The organism is Paenibacillus sp. J5C2022, assembly GCF_025567625.1.
In the GTDB taxonomy this organism is placed as follows: domain Bacteria; phylum Bacillota; class Bacilli; order Paenibacillales; family Paenibacillaceae; genus Pristimantibacillus.
Map to the genome: position 1 here is coordinate 62,537 of NZ_JAOQJC010000001.1, position 19,905 is coordinate 82,441.

Consider the following 19,905-nt stretch of genomic DNA (forward strand, 5'->3'; position numbering starts at 1 on the left):
TTTAGTTCGGGATGAGGAGTGAAGAAATGATGAACCAAACCGGCGACAAGCGGCATCGTTTCGAGCTGTTGCTGCAGCAAGCCGAGCTGCCGCGCGATTTGATAGAAGCCCATTTCCGGGACGGGTATATCGATAAAGTCATTGTAAGCAGAAATAATAGAGAATGGACGTTTTGCATTCGCAAGACGTCCATGGTTCCTTTAGGGGCCTATACCGCATTGCTGCAAGCGGTGAAGATGAAATTCTCGCATATTGCCGATACGTCGTTCAAGATTCTCTACGATGACATCGTAGAGAGCGAGAACATCGTCCTCCAGTATTGGCCGCTCTTCCTGGAGTGGGCCAAGACCAATATCGCTTCCGTCAACGGCTGGCTGCAGAAGGCGGGGATGGAAGCTCAAGGGGATCAGATCACGTTGTCGCTGCTGGATTCCACCGGTCTCGAGCTGGCGCGGAAGAAGCGGATCGATGAACTGATCTCTGCCTTCTACAACGACAATTTTGCACGTCAGTTGTCCGTTAAGATGTTGCTCGGCCAGCCAAGCCAGGAAGTCTATGACGAGTTCATGATGAGGCTTGTGGAAGAGGAACGGCAAGCGGTAGAGCAGATTATGGCGGAATCCGAGGAAGATGAAGCGGCTGAAGGCGATGAGGACGCCGTTCGTCTGGCAGTCGGTTACGATATTAAGGAAGAACCGGTGCCGATCATGAACGTGCTAGACGAAGAGAAGCGAATTGCAGTGCAAGGCGCCGTATTCGGACTGGACGTGAAGGAGCTGCGCAACGGCAGCACACTATTCATATTCAATCTGACGGACTTCACCGATTCCATCGCGATGAAGATGTTCGCCAAGACGAAGGAGGATGTGAAGATCCTCTCCCAGCTGTCCAACGGCAAATGGGTGAAGGCACGCGGGCGTGTGGAATATGACCGCTTCATGCAGGAGCCGGAGCTCGTCATGATGCCGAACGATCTTCATGAAGTCAATGCCCCGCCGAGCCGGAAGGACGGAGCGGAGGAGAAACGGGTAGAGTTCCATCTGCATACGACGATGAGCACGATGGATGCGGTCACCTCCATCGGCGATTATGTGAAGACGGCGGCGAAGTGGGGACATAAGGCGATTGCCGTTACGGATCACAGCAATGTGCAGTGCTATCCTGACGCTGTCAAGGCCGCCAAGAAGAATGACCTGAAAGTGCTGTTCGGTGTAGAGGCGAACGTCGTCAACGATGCGATCCCGATGGTGCTGAATCCCCGGGAAGAGGCAATGGCGACAGCGCAATATACCGTCTTCGATATCGAGACGACGGGCTTGTCCGTCGTCAACAACAAAATTATAGAGCTGGCCGGCGTCAAGATGCGGGACGGGAAAGAAATTGCCCGCTTCTCGACCTTCATTGATCCGCATGAGCCGATTCCTTATCATATTCAGCAATTAACCAATATTACTGACGACATGGTGCGCGGAGCGCCGGAGCTTGAGCCCAAGCTGAAGGAATTTATCGCATTTATAGAAGATGATATTCTGGTTGCTCATAACGCCCGCTTCGATATCGGGTTCTTGCAAGCGAATTGCAAGGAGCTGGGCTTGCCAGAAGTGCAAAATCCCGTGCTCGACACGCTGGAGCTTGCCCGCTTCCTGCATCCGACGATGAAGAATCACCGTCTGAACACGCTTGCCGACAAATACAAGATCAGCCTGGACAATCACCATAGGGCAATTGACGACTCCATTGCGCTTGGCGGCGTGCTGTTCGGCCTTATTGGCGACGCAGCGGAGCGCAATGTGACGGGGCTGCATCAGTTGAACGATTACGTGGGACTGGATCTCAGCAATGCCCGTCCGTTTCACTGCAATATTTATGCACTTAATGCCGCAGGCAAGAAAAATCTGTTCAAGCTCATCTCTCTGTCTCACACGGAATATTTCAAGAAGGTGGCCACCATTCCAAAAAGCAAGCTCGTAGAGATGCGGGATGGCTTGCTCGTCATATCCGGCTGCGAGAAGGGCGAGTTCTTCGAAACGGTGCTGAACAAGTCGATGGAGGAAGCGACGGAGGTCGCCCGCTTCTACGATGTGCTTGAAATCCAGCCTCTGGACTTCTACATGCATCTGGTGGAGAAAGGCCTTGTCGGCAGTCGAGCGGAGATTGAGGATGCGATGCGGCGCGTATGCGCTATTGGCGACGAGCTGGGAAAGCCCGTCATTGCAACGGGCAACGTTCATTACTTGAATCCGGAGGACAAGCTCTACCGCGACATAACCATTCACGGGATAACGGGCTTCAGTCCGCTGAAAGGCATGCGCAAGCCGGAAGCCCACTTCCGCACAACGGACGAAATGCTGGAGGAATTCCGCTTCCTGGGCGATGCCAGAGCGAAGCAGGTCGTTGTGACGAACACTTCCGAGCTGGCAGACCGGTTCGAACAATACGACATGTTCCCGAAGGAACTGTTCACGCCCGACATTGAAGGGGCGGACGAGGAAATTCGCGATACGTGCTACGATACGGCCAAATCCATGTACGGCGAGGAACTGCCTCAAGTTGTGATCGACCGTCTGGAGAAGGAGCTTGTACCGATTATCAAGTACAAATTCTCCGCGAACTATCTGATTTCCGCCAAGCTGGTGAAGAAGTCGAATGAAGACGGTTATCTGGTCGGGTCCAGGGGATCGGTAGGATCTTCCGTCGTCGCGACGTTCCTCGGCATATCGGAGGTCAATCCTCTGCCGGCGCATTATCTGTGCCGCAATTCCGACTGCCGCCACAGCGATTGGATTCTGGACGGCAGCGTGCCGAGCGGATTCGACCTGCCCCCGAAGAACTGTCCCAAGTGCGGTCGGCCGATGAAGGGAGAAGGCCAGGACATACCGTTCGAGACGTTCCTGGGATTCAAAGGCGACAAGGTTCCCGATATCGACTTGAACTTCTCCGGCGAATATCAACCGGTCGCGCACAATTACACCAAAGTGATGTTCGGAGAGAAGTGCGTCTTCCGCGCCGGCACGATCGGAACGGTGGCGGAGAAAACCGCCTACGGCTTCGCCAAGAAATATGAGGAGGAGCATCATAAGAAGTGGCGAGGAGCGGAGCTGTCCAGGCTGGCCAGCGGCTGTACCGGCGTGAAGCGAAGCACGGGACAGCATCCCGGCGGCATCGTCGTCGTGCCCGATTACATGGAAGTAGAAGACGTCACGCCTGTCCAGTATCCTGCCGACGATGTGAAGGCGGAATGGAAGACGACGCACTTCGATTATCATGCTTTCGACGAGAACTTGCTGAAGCTCGATATTCTGGGACACGACGATCCCACCATGATGCGGATGCTTCAGGATTTGACGGAAGTCGATCCCACCACGATCCCGATGAACGATCCCAAGGTGATGAGTCTCTTCAATTCCACAGAAGCTCTTGGTGTAAGCGCGGAGCAAGTTCGTTCTCCGGTCGCCACGTACGGCATTCCGGAGATGGGGACGAAGTTCGTTCGGCAAATGCTGCAGGAGACTCAGCCGTCAAGCTTCGCCGATCTGCTGCAGATCTCGGGCTTGTCGCACGGGACGGGCGTATGGCTGGGCAATGCGCAGGAGCTGATCAAGAACGGAACATGTACGATCAAGACGGTTATCGGCTGTCGTGACGATATTATGCTTTACTTGATCTACAAGGCCGGCATGGACGCTTCGCTCGCCTTCAAAATTACGGAGAGCGTTCGGAAGGGCAGAGGCCTGACACCGGAGTGGATACAGGAAATGAAGGATTGCAAAGTGCCGAAATGGTACATCGATTCCTGTCTGCGCATCGAGTATATGTTCCCGAAGGCCCATGCCGCGGCATACGTCATATCGGCTGTCCGGACCGCCTTCTTCAAGCTGTATTACCCGATCGAATTCTATGCAACATACTTTACCGTACGCGCCGACGACTTCGACCTTGGGCTGTTGTGCCAAGGCTATGACGCCATCCTTCGCAAGCTTGTGGAGATTGAGGCGAAAGGCTTCAATGCGACGCCGAAGGAGAAAAATATGGTGTCGCAGCTGGAGATGTCGCTTGAAATGACCTCCCGCGGCTATTCATTCAAGCCGATCGATCTGTATCGTTCCGATGCTGTCCAGTTTTTGGTAGACGGCAATTCTCTCATTCCTCCGTTCGCGGCGGTAGCGGGAATCGGAGCGAACGCGGCACGCAATATCGCGGCGTCGCGGGAAGACGGCGAATATTTGTCCATCGAGGATTTCCAGATGAGATCCAAAGCGACGAAAACAATCGTAGAGCTGTTGGGGGCGCTGGGCTGCTTCCGAGGTCTGCCGGAATCCAACCAGTTATCTCTTTTCTAGCAGTCGCAAAACCTATTGCCACGCACGGGATGAAGCCCTGCCAACTAGAAATCATTTCTTGTCACTAATAGGGGATTATGATATAATTTTTGTGGCAATGATGTTGATAAGACTGGGATGCTTAAAGAGTGGGGAAACCCACTCTTTACGTTTTGTATCCGGGAAATTTACATTGCGCGAAAGAATCAGGAGGTTTACACACTGTGAGCACATCCAAAATCAAAGCCGCCGTTGAGGCTATGGTGTTGCCCTATCTCAATGAGCATGGATTCGAACTTGTCGATATTGAATATATAAAAGAAGGCAGCAGCTGGTTTTTACGTATCTTCGTCGACAAGGATGGCGGTATAGACATTGACGAATGCGGGCGCATTAGCGAATATGTCAGCGAACAGTTGGACAAGAACGATCCCATTACCGGCGCATATTTCCTTGAGGTGTCCTCTCCCGGAGCGGAGCGGCCGCTCAAGAAGCCGGAAGATGTCCGCAAGGCCGTTGGCAAGCATGTATTTATGACGACGTATGAGCCAATTGACGGACTGAAGGAATTTGAGGGTGAGCTGGTCGCTTTTGACGGCGATACCGCTACTGTTCGCATCGGCAAGAAGGAACATAGTCTTCCGTACGGCAAGGTCGCAAGCGCCAGACTGGCGATTGTTTTCTAATTTGAATGGATAAGTTGAAAGGGGGAACTCCGTTCCAATGAGTATGGATTTTATTGAGGCCTTGCACGAGATCGAGAGAGATAAAGGCATTTCCAAGGATGTGCTCCTGGAAGCGATTGAAGCTGCACTTATCTCAAGCTACAAACGCAATTTCAATACGGCGCAAAATGTAAGAGTGGATATGAACCGCCATAACGGAGTCATTAAAGTATACGCGAGAAAAACCGTCGTCGACGAGGTGCTGGACCCGCGTCTGGAAATCTCTGTGGAAGCGGCGCGCGAAATCAACCCGCATTATCAATTGGATGACGTGGCGGAGATTGAAGTGACGCCAAGAGACTTCGGACGAATCGCCGCTCAGACGGCGAAGCAGGTCGTGACCCAGCGGATTCGGGAAGCGGAGCGCGGACTGATCTATCATGCTTTCATTGACAAGGAAGAGGATATCGTCAACGGTATCGTTCAACGTCAGGATACACGCAACCTGTTCGTCGATCTGGGCAAGGTTGAAGCGGTGCTGCCGCTGACGGAACTGATGCCGACAGACAAATTCAAGCATTTGGACCGCGTGAAATCCTATATTACCAAAGTAGAGAACACGACGAAAGGCCCTCAAATTATCCTCTCGCGTACTCATCCTGGTCTTCTGAAGCGCTTATTCGAGCTGGAAGTACCTGAAATTTACGATGGTGTCGTAGAAATTCGCTCGGTTGCACGGGAAGCCGGCTTCCGCTCCAAGATCGCCGTTCATTCCCGCAACGAAGAAGTCGATCCGGTAGGTTCTTGCGTCGGACAGAAGGGCATTCGAGTGCAGACGATCGTGAGCGAGCTGAAGGGCGAGAAGATTGATATCGTCCGCTGGTCCGAGAATGTGGAGGAGTATGTAGCCAATGCACTGAGTCCTTCCAAGGTGCTGGAGGTTATCGTATTCGAGCAGGAGAAGATGGCCAGAGTCATCGTACCGGACTATCAGCTATCGCTTGCGATCGGCATTAAAGGTCAGAATGCCCGGCTGGCTGCCAAGCTGACAGGCTGGAAGATCGATATTAAGAGCGAGACGCAAGCTGAGCAGGAATATGGCCGACCGAAATCCACGAGCGCAACGATGATGCATCAGGATTCCGTCTCCTTCGACTAAGCTCCGTCAAGCTAAAGGAGGGTGTACAATGAGAACGAGAAAAATACCGCTCCGCAAATGCGTCGCTTGTCAGGAAATGATGCCCAAGAAGGAGCTCATCCGCGTAGTACGGACACCGTCGGAAGAGATCAGCATCGATCTCACCGGCAAGAAGGCCGGTCGCGGAGCTTATCTGTGCGGCAAGGTGGAGTGCTTCCGGCTGGCCAAGCGGTCGAAGGCGCTGGATCGCGCCTTGAAGCAGCCCGTAGGCGAGCCGATCTACGATGAGCTGGAGAAGGAATTCATCGCGGTGGAAGAGCAATTCTTGGCAAGCAAGGAGATGGCGGGGGAATGAAGCCGGACAAGTTGCTGTCGCAGCTCGGCATGGCGATGCGGGCGGGCAAGCTGGTGACGGGGGATGAGACCGTGCTGAAGGCGGTTCGGACGGGGAAAGCCCATCTGGTCGTCCTTGCCGGCGATGCCTCCGACAATACGAAAAAAAAATTTCGGGATAAATGCAGTACCTACGGTATTCCACTCACCGAAGCAAGCGACCGTGAACAACTGGGGAGAGCCATCGGAAAACCGGAACGCGTCGTTCTGGCGGTGACGGATATGCAATTCGGAAAAATGATTGCCAATCATCTGAGCCCAAATACGGAGGTGGATCCTACTTGAGCAAACAGGAGAACAAAGATAATAAAGACAAACTGCGCGTATACGAGTACGCGAAATCGCTTAATATGAGCAGCAAGGAAATCATTACGATCCTTAAGCGCTTGAACCTGCCCGTCAACAATCACATGAGCGTCATGGAGAACGAGATGGTAAGCAAAGTGGAAGGCTTCTTCCGCGATATCAAAGCAAATGCTGCGGCGAAGCGCGCGCAAGAAAGCGGCGGTGCAACGGTGTCTACGACAACGGCTCCTGCCAATCGGCAGCAGCAAAATAACCATACATCACACGATAGACAGGGGACTATGAACTCTATTAATACGACAACGAAAAACCAAAACGGCAACCAACAACGTGATCAAAGAAGTCAGCAGCAAGGCAACCGTCCCGCCGGCGGAGGCAACAAGCGGCCGGCAGGCAACGGCGCAGGCCGCCCTGGCGGCAATCCGGGCAATAGGCAAGGGAGCGGAACAGGACAAGGACAAGTCAGGCAAAATGCAAGCGGCGGCGGCAACGCGAGCCGCGGAGGCAATGCCGGCGGTCAAGAAGCAAGAGGAGGCAGCCGACCTGCAGGCGGCGGACAAGGCGCGCAAGGAGGACAAGGCGGCGGACAACCCCGCGCGTTCGAATCCAGATTCGAGCAGTCGCGCGGCAACAGCCCATCCTCCGACAAGGGCTCCAAGAACAACAAGTCGCGAAACGGCAGCAACGGCAAGCGATTCGACGACGGCAGACCGAACTACAAATCCAATCAACGCGGCGGAAGAGGCCGTGGCGGAAGAGGTCAGTCGCAGCAGCCGCCGCGCGAGAAGATCGACAATACACCGAAGAAGATTATTGTACGCGGCACGATGACGGTCGGCGATCTGGCCAAACTGCTGCATAAGGACGCTTCCGAAGTCATTAAGAAGCTGATGTTCTTGGGTGTAATGGCGACTATCAATCAGGAGATCGATTTGGACACCATTCTGCTTATCTCCGCTGAATACGGCGTGGAAGTAGAAGTGAAAATTCCGGTCGAGGAAGACGATTTCGAAACGATCGAAGAAACAGACGAGGAATCGAATCTGAAAGAGCGTCCGCCTGTCGTAACCATTATGGGACACGTCGACCATGGTAAGACAACGCTGCTCGACGCCATCCGCAAAACGAACGTGACAGGCGGCGAGGCGGGAGGCATTACGCAGCACATCGGCGCCTATCAGGTGGAAATCAACAACAAGAAAATTACGTTCCTGGATACACCTGGCCACGAAGCGTTCACTCTCATGCGCGCACGCGGCGCGGAGGTGACGGACATTACGATTATCGTCGTAGCGGCCGATGACGGGATTATGCCTCAGACCGTGGAAGCAATTAACCACGCGAAGGCTGCAGGTGTGCCGATTATCGTAGCGGTGAACAAGATTGACAAGCCGGAAGCGAACAGCGATAAGATCAAGCAAGAAATGACGGAATATGAGCTGGTTCCCGAGGAGTGGGGCGGAGATACGATATTCGTGGAAGTGTCCGCGAAGCAGCGCATCGGTCTGGAGAACTTGCTTGAGATGATCTTGCTGGTAGCGGAAGTGAACGATTATAAAGCCAATCCGAACAAACGTGCAAGAGCGACAGTGATCGAGGCTGAGCTGGACAAAGGGAAAGGTCCTGTGGCGCGCATTCTCGTGCAGCACGGCACACTGAAGATCGGCGACGCATTCGTAGCGGGCAATTGCTTCGGACGCGTAAGAGCGATGGTGAACGATCGCGGACGCCGCATGAAGGAAGCAGGACCATCCACTCCTGTAGAGATTACTGGCTTGACGGAGGTACCGCTTGCGGGCGATCCGTTCATGGCGTTCGAGGACGAGCGCAAAGCCCGCGCAATTGCCGACCGCAGGGCGGTCAAGCATCGCCAGTCGGAGATGGGCGCCAATACCCGCGTAACGCTGGATGATCTGTACAATCAGATCAAGGAAGGCGAAATGAAGGATCTGAACGTCATTATTAAAGCTGACGTACAAGGCTCCGCAGAAGCACTTAAGGGGTCACTGGCCAAAATTGACGTGGAAGGCGTTCGGGTGAAAATTATTCATAAAGGCGTAGGCGCCATTACGGAATCCGACGTTATTCTGGCCTCCGCTTCCAATGCGATCGTAATCGGCTTCAATGTGCGACCTGATCCGCAAGCCGAGCGGACGATCGACCAGGAGAAAGTGGACGTTCGGATGCATCAGGTCATCTACAAGGCGATCGATGAGATTGAGCAAGCGATGAAAGGCATGCTTGATCCGATCTATCGTGAGCGCGTGATTGGTCATGCCGAGGTCAGAAACGTATTTAAAGTATCCAAAATCGGTTCCATCGCTGGCTGTATGGTGCTCGACGGCAAAATTACACGGGCTGCTGAAGCGCGTATCATCCGCGACGGCATTATCGTGTACAACGGCAAGGTGGATTCTCTGAAACGGTTCAAGGACGACGCGAAGGAAGTTACGCAAGGCTTCGAATGTGGTATAACGCTAGAGAGGTTTAGCGATATTAATGTAGGAGACGTAATCGAAGCGTTCGTCATGGAATCGGTAGAGAGGTGAGTAAGTCATGGCAAAAGTCCGTGTAGGACGTGTTAGCGAACAAATTAAAAAAGAGCTCAGCATGATTATTCAAAAGGAGCTCAAGGACCCTCGCATTGGCTTTATAACAGTTACCGGCGTGGAAACGACGAATGACTTGTCTCAAGCCAAAGTGTACCTGAGCGTGCTGGGCAGCGACGAGCAGAAGGAAGCGACGCTTCAAGCGCTTGCGAAAGCGACAGGCTTCCTTCGCTCCGAGCTGGGCAAGCGGATAAAATTGCGGCATACGCCAGAGCTGCTGTTCAAATTCGACAGCAGCATTGAGTATGGCAGCCGGATTGAATCGCTGCTGGAGGAAATCAATGCCGGGAATGAGCCTGAATGAGTGGGGCATTGAGCTATAGTAAGCAGTTGGATGAGGCATTGGACTTTATCAAGGACAATGCTTCATTCCTTGTTGTATCGCATGTTCAGCCGGATGGCGATGCCATCAGTTCCACGTCGGTTATGAGCTGGCTGCTCCAGCAGATGGGCAAGCGCGCGGTGCTGGTGAACGAAAGTGAACTGCCCGGCCGGCTAAGCTATCTGTACCATTATGACCTTATTCGTGTCTATCGCGACGAACAGGTGGAGTGGCCCGCATTCGATGCCGTCATCGCGCTTGATTGTGCAGATTTCAGACGTATCGGACTGCCTTCCCGACTCTTTCCGGAAGGATGCCCGCTCCTCAATATCGACCATCATCCGACGAATAACGATTACGGTACCGTCAACATCGTCAAGCCGGATGCCGCCGCGACAGTGGAGATTCTGTACGACTTGCTCCTCCAAGCCGGCTATTCACCCGACCTGGATTGCGCCAATGCGATCTATACGGGATTGCTGACGGATACGGGAGGCTTCCGCTATTCCAATACGAGTCCCAAGGTAATGGAGATTGCTGCCAAGCTGCTGGCCGTCGGCGTCTCCGGAAGCGAGCTCGCCGACCACTTGCTGGAGAAGATGACGATGGCGGGTCTCAAGCTGCTTCAGTTGTCGCTATCCCGCTTGATGTTCAGCGACAATGGCGAGATCGGCTGGCTGTACATCCGGAAGGACGATCTGAAGCAGTGCGGCGCCGTCTCGGAAGATATGGAAGGCATCGTGAATTATGCGCTCAACGTCGATGGCGTAGAGATTGGCATTCTGTTCAAGGAGACGGATGACGGTGGAGTGAAGGCCAGCTTGCGTTCCGCGGGCAAGGCGGATGTCGCCGTCATAGCCAAGCAGTTCGGCGGTGGCGGACATGTGCGCGCTTCAGGCTGCAGAATAGAGCAGCCGCTAGAGGATGCGATGGCGGAATTGGTAGAAGCGGCAAGAAAGGCGTTGATGTAAGAGATGGACGGTGTACTGGCGGTATGGAAGCCCGAGGGCTGGACGTCACACGATGTGGTTGCCAAAGTTCGCAGAATTGTTCGGATGAAGCGAATCGGGCATACCGGTACGCTCGATCCGATGGTGACCGGCGTACTTCCTCTCTGTCTGGGACGTGCCACCCGAGTGGTGGAATATATGCAAGAGAGACCCAAATCGTACGAAGCGGTATTGAAGCTGGGCGTCGCTACGGATACGGAGGATATGACGGGTACGGTGTTGGAGGAGCAACCGGTGACCGGCTTATCTGAGTACACAGTCCGGGAAGTCCTTCAACGGTTCCTCGGCGAAGTGGAGCAGGTGCCGCCGATGTATTCCGCTGTTAAGGTGGACGGGAAACGGCTGTACGAGCTTGCCCGGGCGGGACAGACGGTTGAACGCAAAGCTAGAATTGTACGTATTCACGACATTAGCTTGTTGAAGACGGAACTGGACAAGAATTATCCCGAGATTGCCTTCGCGGTTACTTGCTCTAAGGGAACTTATATCCGAACACTATGTGTAGATATCGGCAAAGCGCTGGGCGTACCTGCCGCCATGGTGAAGCTGGTGCGGACGATGTCCGGCGGGCTAACGCAAGCTGACTGCCTGACCATCGAGCAGATTGAGGCTTTACACGGCAGCGGGGAGCTGGACAAGCATCTGATCGCTCCTGATCAAGCTGTGTCCCACCTGGCTGAAGTGACACTGTCTTCACAATTGGCGGAGAAGGCATTGCGCGGAATTAAGATCGCTGCAAGGGATATCGTCATACCGGAGCATGTGCAAGATGGGGATATCATTCGCGTATACGATCAGGGACGGCGATTCGTCGGTCTGTTCCAGAACGATCGGGTCAACGGCAGGATCAGTCCGGCCAAGATATTCTCATAAGAATGTAAACAGGAAGTGTGTCAGCGATGGAAATCATTCATCTAACCTATCCAATGAATAATGCGGCGGAGTTGGGGCTGAACGCAGGCGTTTCAATTGCGATCGGACATTTCGACGGCGTACACAGAGGCCATCAGAATGTGATCTCGGAAGCCGTTAAGCAAGCGAGAAGACATGGTTTGCAATCGGCGGTGATGACGTTCCACCCTCATCCGCGCGAAGTGCTGGGTCGTGGGGAGCATTACTATCAATGTCTTACGCCGCTCGAGAGGAAGACGGAGCTATTTCGAAATCTGGGCGTAGATATCGTATTCGTGATGAATTTCGATGACCGTTTTGCAGCTGTATCCCCAGCCATGTTCGTGGACGATATTTTGAGAGGTCTCGGCGTCAGCCATGCGGCGGTCGGCTTCGATTTCACATTCGGCCACAAGGGAGCGGGCACTGCAGAGCTGCTTGCCGAGCTTGGTGCGCCCAACATTGATGTGCATATTGTGGAGCCGCTGCTTGTCAAGCAGGGGTTGAAGGTCAGCAGCACGTATACGAGGGAATCGCTGGAGAACGGCGATATCGCTACAGCGAACGCCTTGCTGGGAAGACCTTATGAAGTGACTGGCACAGTTGTGCACGGAGATGGCAGAGGCCGCACGATCGGATTCCCTACAGCCAATCTGCAACTGCATCATCCTTATGTCGCTCCCCGGCTGGGCGTCTATGCCGTGAAGGTCTGGATCGACGGCGCTTCTTACAACGGCGTTCTGAATCACGGCATGAAGCCTACCTTCAATAAAGACGAGATTGTTCCCGTCATGGAGGCGCATGTATTCCAGTTCGACAATGACATTTACGGCAAGTCGATTACAGTCCAATTCATAGCGTTTATCCGTTCGGAACAGAAGTTCAGCTCAATTGACGAGCTGATAGGCCAGATACGTTCCGATTCTAAAGTGGCGGAAGAGCTTCTTGAAATGGAGTAGAAGCAATTTCTCGACAAGCGTCCATGGTGTATGCTATAATGTTGAATGTTGTGGTTGTGACCATCCCGTATGGGTGGATCGCACGCATATACTAAACCTGGGCTTGGCTATCCGATCTCACCGACGGCAGCGAGGCTCAAGGCGATTACGACAAGGAGGTGGACAAGGATGGCAATTACACAAGAGCGTAAACAAGAACTGATTGAAACTCACAAAACCCATGCAAGCGATACAGGGTCCCCTGAGGTTCAAGTCGCTATCCTGACGGAGAACATCGTGAACTTGACGGAGCATCTTCGGGAACATAAGAAGGATCATCATTCCCGTCGCGGTTTGCTCAAGATGGTAGGTCAGCGCCGTAAGCTGCTTGCTTACCTGAAGAACAAGGATGTCAAACGTTACAGCGCATTGATCGAAAAACTCGGCCTTCGCCGTTAAAACCTGCGAGAAGAAAAGCAACCTGCTGTCCTGCCATCCGGTATACGGGTTTTGGGGGATTCGGGTTGCTTTTTGTAATAGATGTTGGAATGTGAGAAGGAGGGTTAATGATGCATCGAGTAGAAATGATGCTGGGCGGCAGGCCGCTCATATTGGAAACAGGCCGACTTGCCAAGCAGGCAAATGCGGCTGTCACTGTCAAATACGGTGACACCGTCGTTCTCTGTACTGTAACGGCTTCATCGGAGCCGAAAGATCTGGATTTCTTCCCGCTGACAGTCAACTATGAAGAACGTCTTTATGCCGTAGGCAAAATCCCGGGAGGATTCATTAAGCGGGAGGGAAGACCGAGCGAGAAAGCGATTCTGTCCAGCCGCTTGACGGACAGACCGATCCGTCCGCTATTCCCGGACGGATTCCGGAACGATGTGCAAATCGCCAACATCGTCATGAGCGTGGATCAGAATTGCTCGCCGGAAATTGCAGCGATGATCGGAACGTCCGCTTCGTTGTCCATATCGGATGTACCGTTCAACGGACCGATTGGCGGCGTTGTCGTAGGCCGGATCAACGGCGAGTTCCTGATCAACCCGACGGTTGAGCAGGAACAGGAGACGGACATATTCGTTGTCGTCGCTGGTACGAAGGACGCCATCATGATGGTTGAGGCGGAAGCCAATGAAGTGCCGGAGGACGTGATGCTGGAAGCGATCATGTTCGGACATGAGGAGATCAAGTCCATCGTGGCGAAGATCGAGGAGCTTCAATCTATTGCAGGCAAGCCGAAGATGGCAGTCGCATTACATACTGTGAACGATCAAGTGAACAGCGAAGTGCGCGCATATGCCTCCGACAAGCTTGTGGAAGCGATAAGAATTCCAGAGAAGCATGCCCGTCAGGAAGCGATCGATGCTGTCAACGGCGAGACGGTGGAGCACTTCGGGGATGTATACGCGGATACGCCGGAACTGATGGCGGACGTCAAGGAAGTGCTGTACGATATTGTCAAAGAGGAAGTGCGCAGGCTCATCACTCATGACAAAATTCGTCCGGATGGACGAGCACTGAATGAAATTCGTCCGATCGAGTGCGATGTTGCGCTGCTGCCGCGCACGCACGGCTCAGGACTGTTCACACGCGGACAGACGCAAGCGCTCAGCGTATGTACGCTCGGGGCGATGGGCGATGTGCAGATTCTGGACGGCATTTCTCCGGAAGAAGAGAAGCGGTTCATGCATCACTACAACTTCCCGCCGTTCAGTGTAGGCGAAGCGCGCCCGTTGCGTCCGCCGGGACGCAGGGAAATCGGCCACGGCGCATTAGGTGAGCGGGCGTTGTCGAAGGTTATCCCTTCGGAAGAAGAGTTCCCGTATACGATTCGTCTGGTGTCCGAGGTGCTGGAGTCCAACGGCTCCACATCGCAAGCGAGTATTTGCGCAAGCACTCTGGCCATGATGGATGCAGGCGTACCGCTTAAAGCGCCGGTTGCCGGCATCGCGATGGGGCTGGTCAAAAATGAAGAGCACGTCTCCATTCTGTCCGATATTCAGGGCATGGAGGATCATCTCGGCGATATGGACTTCAAGGTCGCAGGCACAAGCGCCGGCGTGACGGCTATTCAAATGGACATCAAAATTGACGGCATCGACCGCAGCATCTTGAAGGAAGCGCTAGAGCAGGCCAGAGAAGGACGGATGCACATTCTGGGCAAAATGCTCGAGGTGCTCTCCCAGTCCCGTACGAACCTGTCGCCATATGCTCCGAAAATCGTCACGATGCGTATTAATCCGGATAAAATCCGTGATGTTATCGGCGCCGGCGGAAAAATCATCAACAAAATTATTGAAGAAACCGGCGTGAAAATCGATATCGAGCAGGATGGCATGGTGTTCATCGCTTCTTCGAACGAAGAGATGAATCAGAAAGCGAAATCCATCATAGAAGGCATCGTCAAGGAAGTGGTTGTCGGTGAAATCTACGTAGGAACCGTTAAACGGATTGAGAAATTCGGCGTATTCGCGGAAATTTTGCCCGGCAAGGATGGACTCGTGCACATCTCCCAGCTATCGACGGAGCGCGTAGCGAAATGTGAGGATGTCGTCAAGATCGGAGATCAGATTACTGTGAAAGTGACGGAGATCGATGGACAAGGACGGATCAACTTGTCACGCAAAGCGGTATTAGTCGCCCAAGAGGCTCCGAAGTCGTAAGCTTCGAGCCCCAATAGCAAACACCGAAGAGTCAGATTACATCTGTCTCTTTTTTTACATTATAAATAAGTTTCGGGATTACTTTATTGTGCCACTCGCCGAATAACCTTGTCCCTATTCACATACAAATGACAGTAAGAGTGTTCATGATGTTCATGCGCACTGCTTCTGTTAACAGGCTATGAATCGGGAGTGAGATGGAGATGCGGATTCGGAAAGCGGCAACGGTAGCGGCAACGATGCTTATGCTTATGGTGTTCGTCCAAATGAACGGAAGCGTGGGACGATATATTAATGCGGTGAAGCACGGAGAAGCCGCACTCGCATTCGGAACGTTCCGGGGCTTCAGCGAAGAGGAGAAACAGGAGCTGTACAACACGATCGTTACAGAGGCGGAAACCCATTACGAGCCACCGATTAATGCAACGATTGACCGGGTATGGAAAGCGATACCGGGTTACAATGGTCTTGCTGTAGATATCGATCGCACGTACGAGGCGGCTTTGAAAATGCCCCTTGGCAGCGCGATCCCTTATCGTTATAAGGAGATCGAGCCCGAGATCGGCCTGGGACAGCTTGGTTCGGTTCCCATCTATCGCGGCAACAGCGAGAAGAAGATGATTTCGTTCATGATTAACGTCGCATGGGGCAACGAATATTTGGAACCCATTCTGCATACGCTTCGCCAGGAAGGCGTGAAAGCGACTTTCTTTCTGGATGGCAGCTGGTTGAAGAACAATGTGGAGCTTGCCAAGCAGATACAAGAAGATGGCCATGAGCTGTCCAATCATGCATACTCCCATCCCGACATGCGAGCGCTCGGCAGGGAAGAGCAAAGAGGGCAGATTGTGAAGACGGAACGACTGCTTAAAGAGCGATTGGGCGTTGACAACAAGTGGTTCGCGCCGCCGTCCGGCTCCTACAATGACGCCACCGTTCAGATAGCGAGAGAGCAAGGGCTTATGACGGTGTTATGGACAATCGATACGATTGATTGGAGAAAACCGCCCGCAGAAGCCGTACTCCGGAAAGTGAGGAGCAAGCTGGAGCCCGGAGCGTTAATTCTTATGCATCCCACTGCAACAACGAGAGACTCATTGGCAGGGATGATTGACATCGCGAGGGAGAAAGGTCTTGCAATCGGAACGGTGAGCGAGACGTTATCATCCAAGCGAACGCAACCCGCGGTTGAGCAGCAGAACGTTATCTGATATAGTGAAATCATTCATCTTATAAGGATGTTTTAAATTGAACTCGCATTAGTAGGAGGACGCATGTGAACAAGTATACGCTTAGCAACGGATTGCGTGTTGTGGTGGAATATATCCCGTCGGTCCGTTCCGTATCTTTCGGGATATGGGTGAAGACGGGCTCGCGTAATGAATCATTGGACAATAACGGGATCTCGCATTTTATTGAGCATATGATGTTTAAAGGAACGAGTAAACGCACGGCGAAAGACATTGCGGACCAGTTCGACGGAATCGGAGGCAATGTCAATGCGTTCACATCGAAGGAATACACATGTTATTTCGCCAAGGTGCTTGACGAGCATTTGCCTATCGCAGTTGACACCTTGTCGGATATGTTCTTCAACTCTCAGTTGGATGCGGAAGAGCTGGCCAAGGAGAAGAACGTTATTCTGGAAGAGATTGCGATGTATGAGGATACGCCGGACGACAAGGTTCACGATGAAGCTGCCCGAGCTGCATTCGGCGATCATCCGCTTGCTTACTCCATATTGGGGCTGGAGGAACGGCTGACTGCCATGGGATCGGAAGAATTGCGTCAATATATGTCGGAGCGTTATACGATTGAGAACACGGTAGTGAGCGTGGCGGGCAATGTGGAAGAGAAATCGTTGCTGGAGCTGCTGGAGCGGCACTTCGGCAGCTTCTCGCTTCATTCCGCATCGGAAGCGAAAGTGCTTGCGCCTTCATTCAAGGGAGATTACATCTTCTTCAAGAAGAAGACGGAACAAAATCACATCTGCCTGTCGTTCCAAGGGCGTCCTATCGGCGATTCACAGCTTTATGCCATGGTGCTGCTGAACAATGCGCTTGGCGGAGGAATGAGCTCAAGACTGTTCCAGGAAATCCGCGAGAAGCGCGGACTTGCTTATTCCGTCTATTCCTATCACACTTCGTACGCGGATTCCGGGTTGTTCACGATCTATGCGGGGACGGCTCCGAAGCAGACGAAAGACGTGCTGGATCTGACGATGGAGCAGCTTCACGATCTGTCCCTGAACGGCTTGCACTCCGAAGAGCTGAGTCGCGGCAAGGAGCAGTTGAAGGGATCGCTTATCCTCGGACTGGAGAGCACCAGCAGCAGAATGAACCGGATCGGCAAAAATGAGCTGATGCTGGGCCGCCACATCACGATGGATCAACTGCTGAAGCGCATTGACGGGATTACGGAAGAAGATATTCGGGAAGTGATAAAATCGATCCTGTCTGCTCCGTTCGCGGTAGCGATGGTTGGAAGCAGCGACAAGGATGCTATCGGCATAAGGAGGGATCAGCTTGTATAAGGTACTGTTTAAGAGATTGGAAGGAAATGAAGATATTGCCATACCGAAGAAAATGTCGGATTGGGCGGCAGGCTTCGATCTGCAGGCGGCTGTACAGGAGCCGGTTACGCTGCAGCCGGGGGAGCGCAAGCTCATTCCTACCGGATTCGCTATGGCTATGCCGATGGAGCTGGAAGCGCAGATCAGGCCGCGCAGCGGATTGGCCTACAAGCATGGCATTACTTGCTTGAATACACCGGGAACGATCGATGCGGATTACAGAGGAGAGGTGAAGGTGCTGCTTGTCAATTTGGGACAAGAGCCTTTCAATATAATCCGAGGGGAAAGAATCGCCCAGATGGTGTTCCAGGTTGTACCCGCAGTCTCGATTGAGGAAGCCGGGGAGCTGCCCGACACCGTACGCGGCGCCGGAGGTTTCGGACATACCGGCGTATAACGGCAAGCGGCATTCCTGCTGCAGGATGTCATTATAAATACAGGCGTGCACGATGAGCGATCATCGCGCACGCCTGTTGCTGTTTCTGTCTTAATTCACCTCAAGCTGGGCGCAAGCATAGGATGGTCTATACCTAATTGCCGGAAAGGAGTGAAGCCAGTGCTTACAGGCGTTCGTGTATTGCTGCTCGGCGGCGATGCCAGACAGCTGGAGGTGATTCGGAAGCTATGCGAGCTGGATGCAACGGTGATCGTTTGCGGGTTCGACGGTCTGACGACGTCACTTCACGGGGCTCTTCAGGCTGACTATGACGAAGCGTTGTTCGAGGAGGTTGACGCCCTGCTGCTCCCGGCAGTGGGAACGGATGACTCAGGCCGCATCCATGCTGTATTCAGCGATTGCGAGATGATATTGACAGAAGATCATTTGTCCCGGCTGCCCAAGCATTGCACGGTATATACAGGTATGGCGAAGCCTTATTTGCGCCAGTTATGCAATAAGAGGCAGCTTGCAATTGTGGAATTGTTCGACCGTGACGACGTAGCCATCTACAATTCGATTCCTACGGCGGAAGGCGCCCTGATGATGGCCATTCAGCATACAGACATTACGATACATGGATCGTCGTCCATGGTTCTGGGATTTGGTCGAACCGGATTTACAATGGCGCGCACTTTGCAAGGATTGGGAGCGAAGGTGAAGGTCGGCGTTCGGCGATCCGAGCTATATGCAAGAGCGGAGGAGATGGGATTTGAGCCAATATACATCCGTGATTTATTGAAGCATGTCAGCAATATTGACTTGCTTTTTAATACAATTCCGACTATGATAGTCACAGCGCAAATTATAGCGAATTTACCATCCAGAGCGGTCATTATCGACCTCGCTTCGAAGCCGGGCGGGACAGATTTCCGCTTTGCCGAGAAGCGTGGCATAAAGGCTATGCTCTCCCCCGGTCTTCCGGGTATCGTAGCTCCCAAAACAGCTGGACGAATTATGGCGGAATGCTTAAGTCAGTTGATTATGGACGATACCATCAAGCGGGGGAATGGACAATGAACTGGGATGGATTAACTGTAGGTTATGCGCTGTCAGGCTCGCATTGCACATTCGCAGAAGTGATGCCGGAGATTAAACGGTTCGTCGATGCTGGCGCGAACGTTGTGCCCATCGTGTCCCAAACGCTTGTCACAACGGATACCCGATTCGGCACTGCCAAGCAATGGCAGGAGCAGTTGAAGGGGATTACGGGCAATGAAATTATATCGACAATCGTTCAGGCAGAGCCGCTTGGGCCATCCAAGCTGCTTGATGTGTTGGTCATCGCGCCGTGCACAGGCAATACGACAAGCCGGCTGGCCAACGCAATTACAGATAGCGCCGTACTGATGGCGGCCAAAGCGCAGATGCGCAACGGCAGGCCGATCGTGCTCGCTATATCGACGAATGACGGACTAGGTTTAAATGCTGCCAACATCGCTAAGCTGCTGGTAGCTAAACATATTTACTTTGTGCCGTTCGGCCAAGATAATCCGCTGGAGAAGCCTAATTCCCTGGTTGCCCGCATGGATCTGGCGATGGAAGCTTGCGAAGCGGCGCTGCAAGGCAAGCAGCTGCAGCCTCTGCTCGTCGAGAGGCGTCATGGCACATGACGTCTAATCGGAATTGTCCCATTA

Annotated in this window: 17 protein-coding genes; all 17 read left to right on the forward strand. The window is 53.1% G+C overall.

The annotated features are described in order from the left end of the window. The first annotated feature begins 29 nt into the window (after positions 1 to 29). Entirely contained in the window at positions 30 to 4,340 is a 4,311-nt protein-coding gene (locus tag M6D81_RS00355) for a PolC-type DNA polymerase III (protein ID WP_262675076.1), read from the forward strand. A 203-nt stretch (positions 4,341 to 4,543) separates the two neighbouring features. Beyond that, positions 4,544 to 5,005 (forward strand): ribosome maturation factor RimP, encoded by a 462-nt coding sequence (rimP, locus tag M6D81_RS00360; protein ID WP_262674758.1) that lies wholly within the window; start codon positions 4,544 to 4,546, stop codon positions 5,003 to 5,005. 37 nt (positions 5,006 to 5,042) lie between these two features. Continuing rightward, positions 5,043 to 6,143 (forward strand): transcription termination factor NusA, encoded by a 1,101-nt coding sequence (nusA, locus tag M6D81_RS00365; RefSeq protein ID WP_262674759.1) that lies wholly within the window; start codon positions 5,043 to 5,045, stop codon positions 6,141 to 6,143. Positions 6,144 to 6,171: 28 nt separating this feature from the next. Beyond that, the gene (gene rnpM / locus M6D81_RS00370) at positions 6,172 to 6,477 is read left to right on the forward strand and encodes an RNase P modulator RnpM (RefSeq protein WP_262674761.1); all 306 of its coding nucleotides are present in this window, start codon (positions 6,172 to 6,174) and stop codon (positions 6,475 to 6,477) included. Then, entirely contained in the window at positions 6,474 to 6,800 is a 327-nt protein-coding gene (locus tag M6D81_RS00375; RefSeq protein ID WP_262674763.1) for a L7Ae/L30e/S12e/Gadd45 family ribosomal protein, read from the forward strand. Before rnpM ends, M6D81_RS00375 begins: the two co-directional genes overlap by 4 nt. Next, positions 6,797 to 9,370 carry a translation initiation factor IF-2 gene (gene infB, locus M6D81_RS00380; protein ID WP_262674764.1) on the forward strand — a complete coding sequence of 858 codons (2,574 nt, stop codon included), beginning with the start codon at positions 6,797 to 6,799 and terminating at the stop codon, positions 9,368 to 9,370. The genes M6D81_RS00375 and infB overlap by 4 nt, the downstream gene beginning before the upstream one ends. A gap of 7 nt (positions 9,371 to 9,377) precedes the next feature. Continuing rightward, positions 9,378 to 9,734 (forward strand): 30S ribosome-binding factor RbfA, encoded by a 357-nt coding sequence (rbfA, locus tag M6D81_RS00385; RefSeq protein WP_262674765.1) that lies wholly within the window; start codon positions 9,378 to 9,380, stop codon positions 9,732 to 9,734. After that, positions 9,731 to 10,723, forward strand: a complete 993-nt coding sequence (locus tag M6D81_RS00390; RefSeq protein ID WP_262674766.1) for a DHH family phosphoesterase — start codon at positions 9,731 to 9,733, stop codon at positions 10,721 to 10,723. The genes rbfA and M6D81_RS00390 overlap by 4 nt, the downstream gene beginning before the upstream one ends. Positions 10,724 to 10,726: 3 nt before the next feature. After that, positions 10,727 to 11,635, forward strand: a complete 909-nt coding sequence (truB, locus tag M6D81_RS00395) for a tRNA pseudouridine(55) synthase TruB (RefSeq protein ID WP_262674768.1) — start codon at positions 10,727 to 10,729, stop codon at positions 11,633 to 11,635. Positions 11,636 to 11,661: 26 nt separating this feature from the next. After that, positions 11,662 to 12,612, forward strand: coding sequence for a bifunctional riboflavin kinase/FAD synthetase (locus M6D81_RS00400; protein ID WP_262674770.1), 951 nt, complete (start codon positions 11,662 to 11,664; stop codon positions 12,610 to 12,612). Positions 12,613 to 12,780: 168 nt separating this feature from the next. Further along, positions 12,781 to 13,050, forward strand: a complete 270-nt coding sequence (rpsO, locus tag M6D81_RS00405) for a 30S ribosomal protein S15 (protein WP_262674771.1) — start codon at positions 12,781 to 12,783, stop codon at positions 13,048 to 13,050. Positions 13,051 to 13,157: 107 nt separating this feature from the next. Further along, positions 13,158 to 15,260, forward strand: a complete 2,103-nt coding sequence (gene pnp, locus M6D81_RS00410; protein ID WP_262674773.1) for a polyribonucleotide nucleotidyltransferase — start codon at positions 13,158 to 13,160, stop codon at positions 15,258 to 15,260. Between the two features lie 197 nt (positions 15,261 to 15,457). Then, complete coding sequence (locus M6D81_RS00415; RefSeq protein WP_262674774.1) at positions 15,458 to 16,471, forward strand: polysaccharide deacetylase family protein; 1,014 nt, start codon at positions 15,458 to 15,460, stop codon at positions 16,469 to 16,471. Between the two features lie 65 nt (positions 16,472 to 16,536). Beyond that, positions 16,537 to 17,793 carry a M16 family metallopeptidase gene (locus M6D81_RS00420; protein WP_262674775.1) on the forward strand — a complete coding sequence of 419 codons (1,257 nt, stop codon included), beginning with the start codon at positions 16,537 to 16,539 and terminating at the stop codon, positions 17,791 to 17,793. After that, positions 17,786 to 18,229, forward strand: a complete 444-nt coding sequence (dut, locus tag M6D81_RS00425) for a dUTP diphosphatase (RefSeq protein ID WP_262674777.1) — start codon at positions 17,786 to 17,788, stop codon at positions 18,227 to 18,229. Before M6D81_RS00420 ends, dut begins: the two co-directional genes overlap by 8 nt. A gap of 159 nt (positions 18,230 to 18,388) precedes the next feature. Further along, a complete protein-coding gene (gene dpsA / locus M6D81_RS00430) occupies positions 18,389 to 19,288 on the forward strand; it encodes a dipicolinate synthase subunit DpsA (RefSeq protein WP_262674778.1) in 900 nt (299 codons plus the stop codon). Then, entirely contained in the window at positions 19,285 to 19,881 is a 597-nt protein-coding gene (locus M6D81_RS00435) for a dipicolinate synthase subunit B (protein ID WP_262674779.1), read from the forward strand. The genes dpsA and M6D81_RS00435 overlap by 4 nt, the downstream gene beginning before the upstream one ends. Positions 19,882 to 19,905: the final 24 nt, after the last annotated feature.

What these genes read in the sequence shown, in the direction of transcription:
- M6D81_RS00355 (WP_262675076.1), top strand. Translation starts at nt 30, where the DNA reads ATGAACCAAACCGGCGACAAGCGGCATCGTTTCGAGCTGTTGCTGCAG.
- nusA (WP_262674759.1), top strand. Translation starts at nt 5,043, where the DNA reads ATGAGTATGGATTTTATTGAGGCCTTGCACGAGATCGAGAGAGATAAA.
- rnpM (WP_262674761.1), top strand. Translation starts at nt 6,172, where the DNA reads ATGAGAACGAGAAAAATACCGCTCCGCAAATGCGTCGCTTGTCAGGAA.
- M6D81_RS00375 (WP_262674763.1), top strand. Translation starts at nt 6,474, where the DNA reads ATGAAGCCGGACAAGTTGCTGTCGCAGCTCGGCATGGCGATGCGGGCG.
- rbfA (WP_262674765.1), top strand. Translation starts at nt 9,378, where the DNA reads ATGGCAAAAGTCCGTGTAGGACGTGTTAGCGAACAAATTAAAAAAGAG.
- M6D81_RS00390 (WP_262674766.1), top strand. Translation starts at nt 9,731, where the DNA reads ATGAGTGGGGCATTGAGCTATAGTAAGCAGTTGGATGAGGCATTGGAC.
- truB (WP_262674768.1), top strand. Translation starts at nt 10,727, where the DNA reads ATGGACGGTGTACTGGCGGTATGGAAGCCCGAGGGCTGGACGTCACAC.
- M6D81_RS00400 (WP_262674770.1), top strand. Translation starts at nt 11,662, where the DNA reads ATGGAAATCATTCATCTAACCTATCCAATGAATAATGCGGCGGAGTTG.
- rpsO (WP_262674771.1), top strand. Translation starts at nt 12,781, where the DNA reads ATGGCAATTACACAAGAGCGTAAACAAGAACTGATTGAAACTCACAAA.
- pnp (WP_262674773.1), top strand. Translation starts at nt 13,158, where the DNA reads ATGATGCATCGAGTAGAAATGATGCTGGGCGGCAGGCCGCTCATATTG.
- M6D81_RS00415 (WP_262674774.1), top strand. Translation starts at nt 15,458, where the DNA reads ATGGAGATGCGGATTCGGAAAGCGGCAACGGTAGCGGCAACGATGCTT.
- M6D81_RS00435 (WP_262674779.1), top strand. Translation starts at nt 19,285, where the DNA reads ATGAACTGGGATGGATTAACTGTAGGTTATGCGCTGTCAGGCTCGCAT.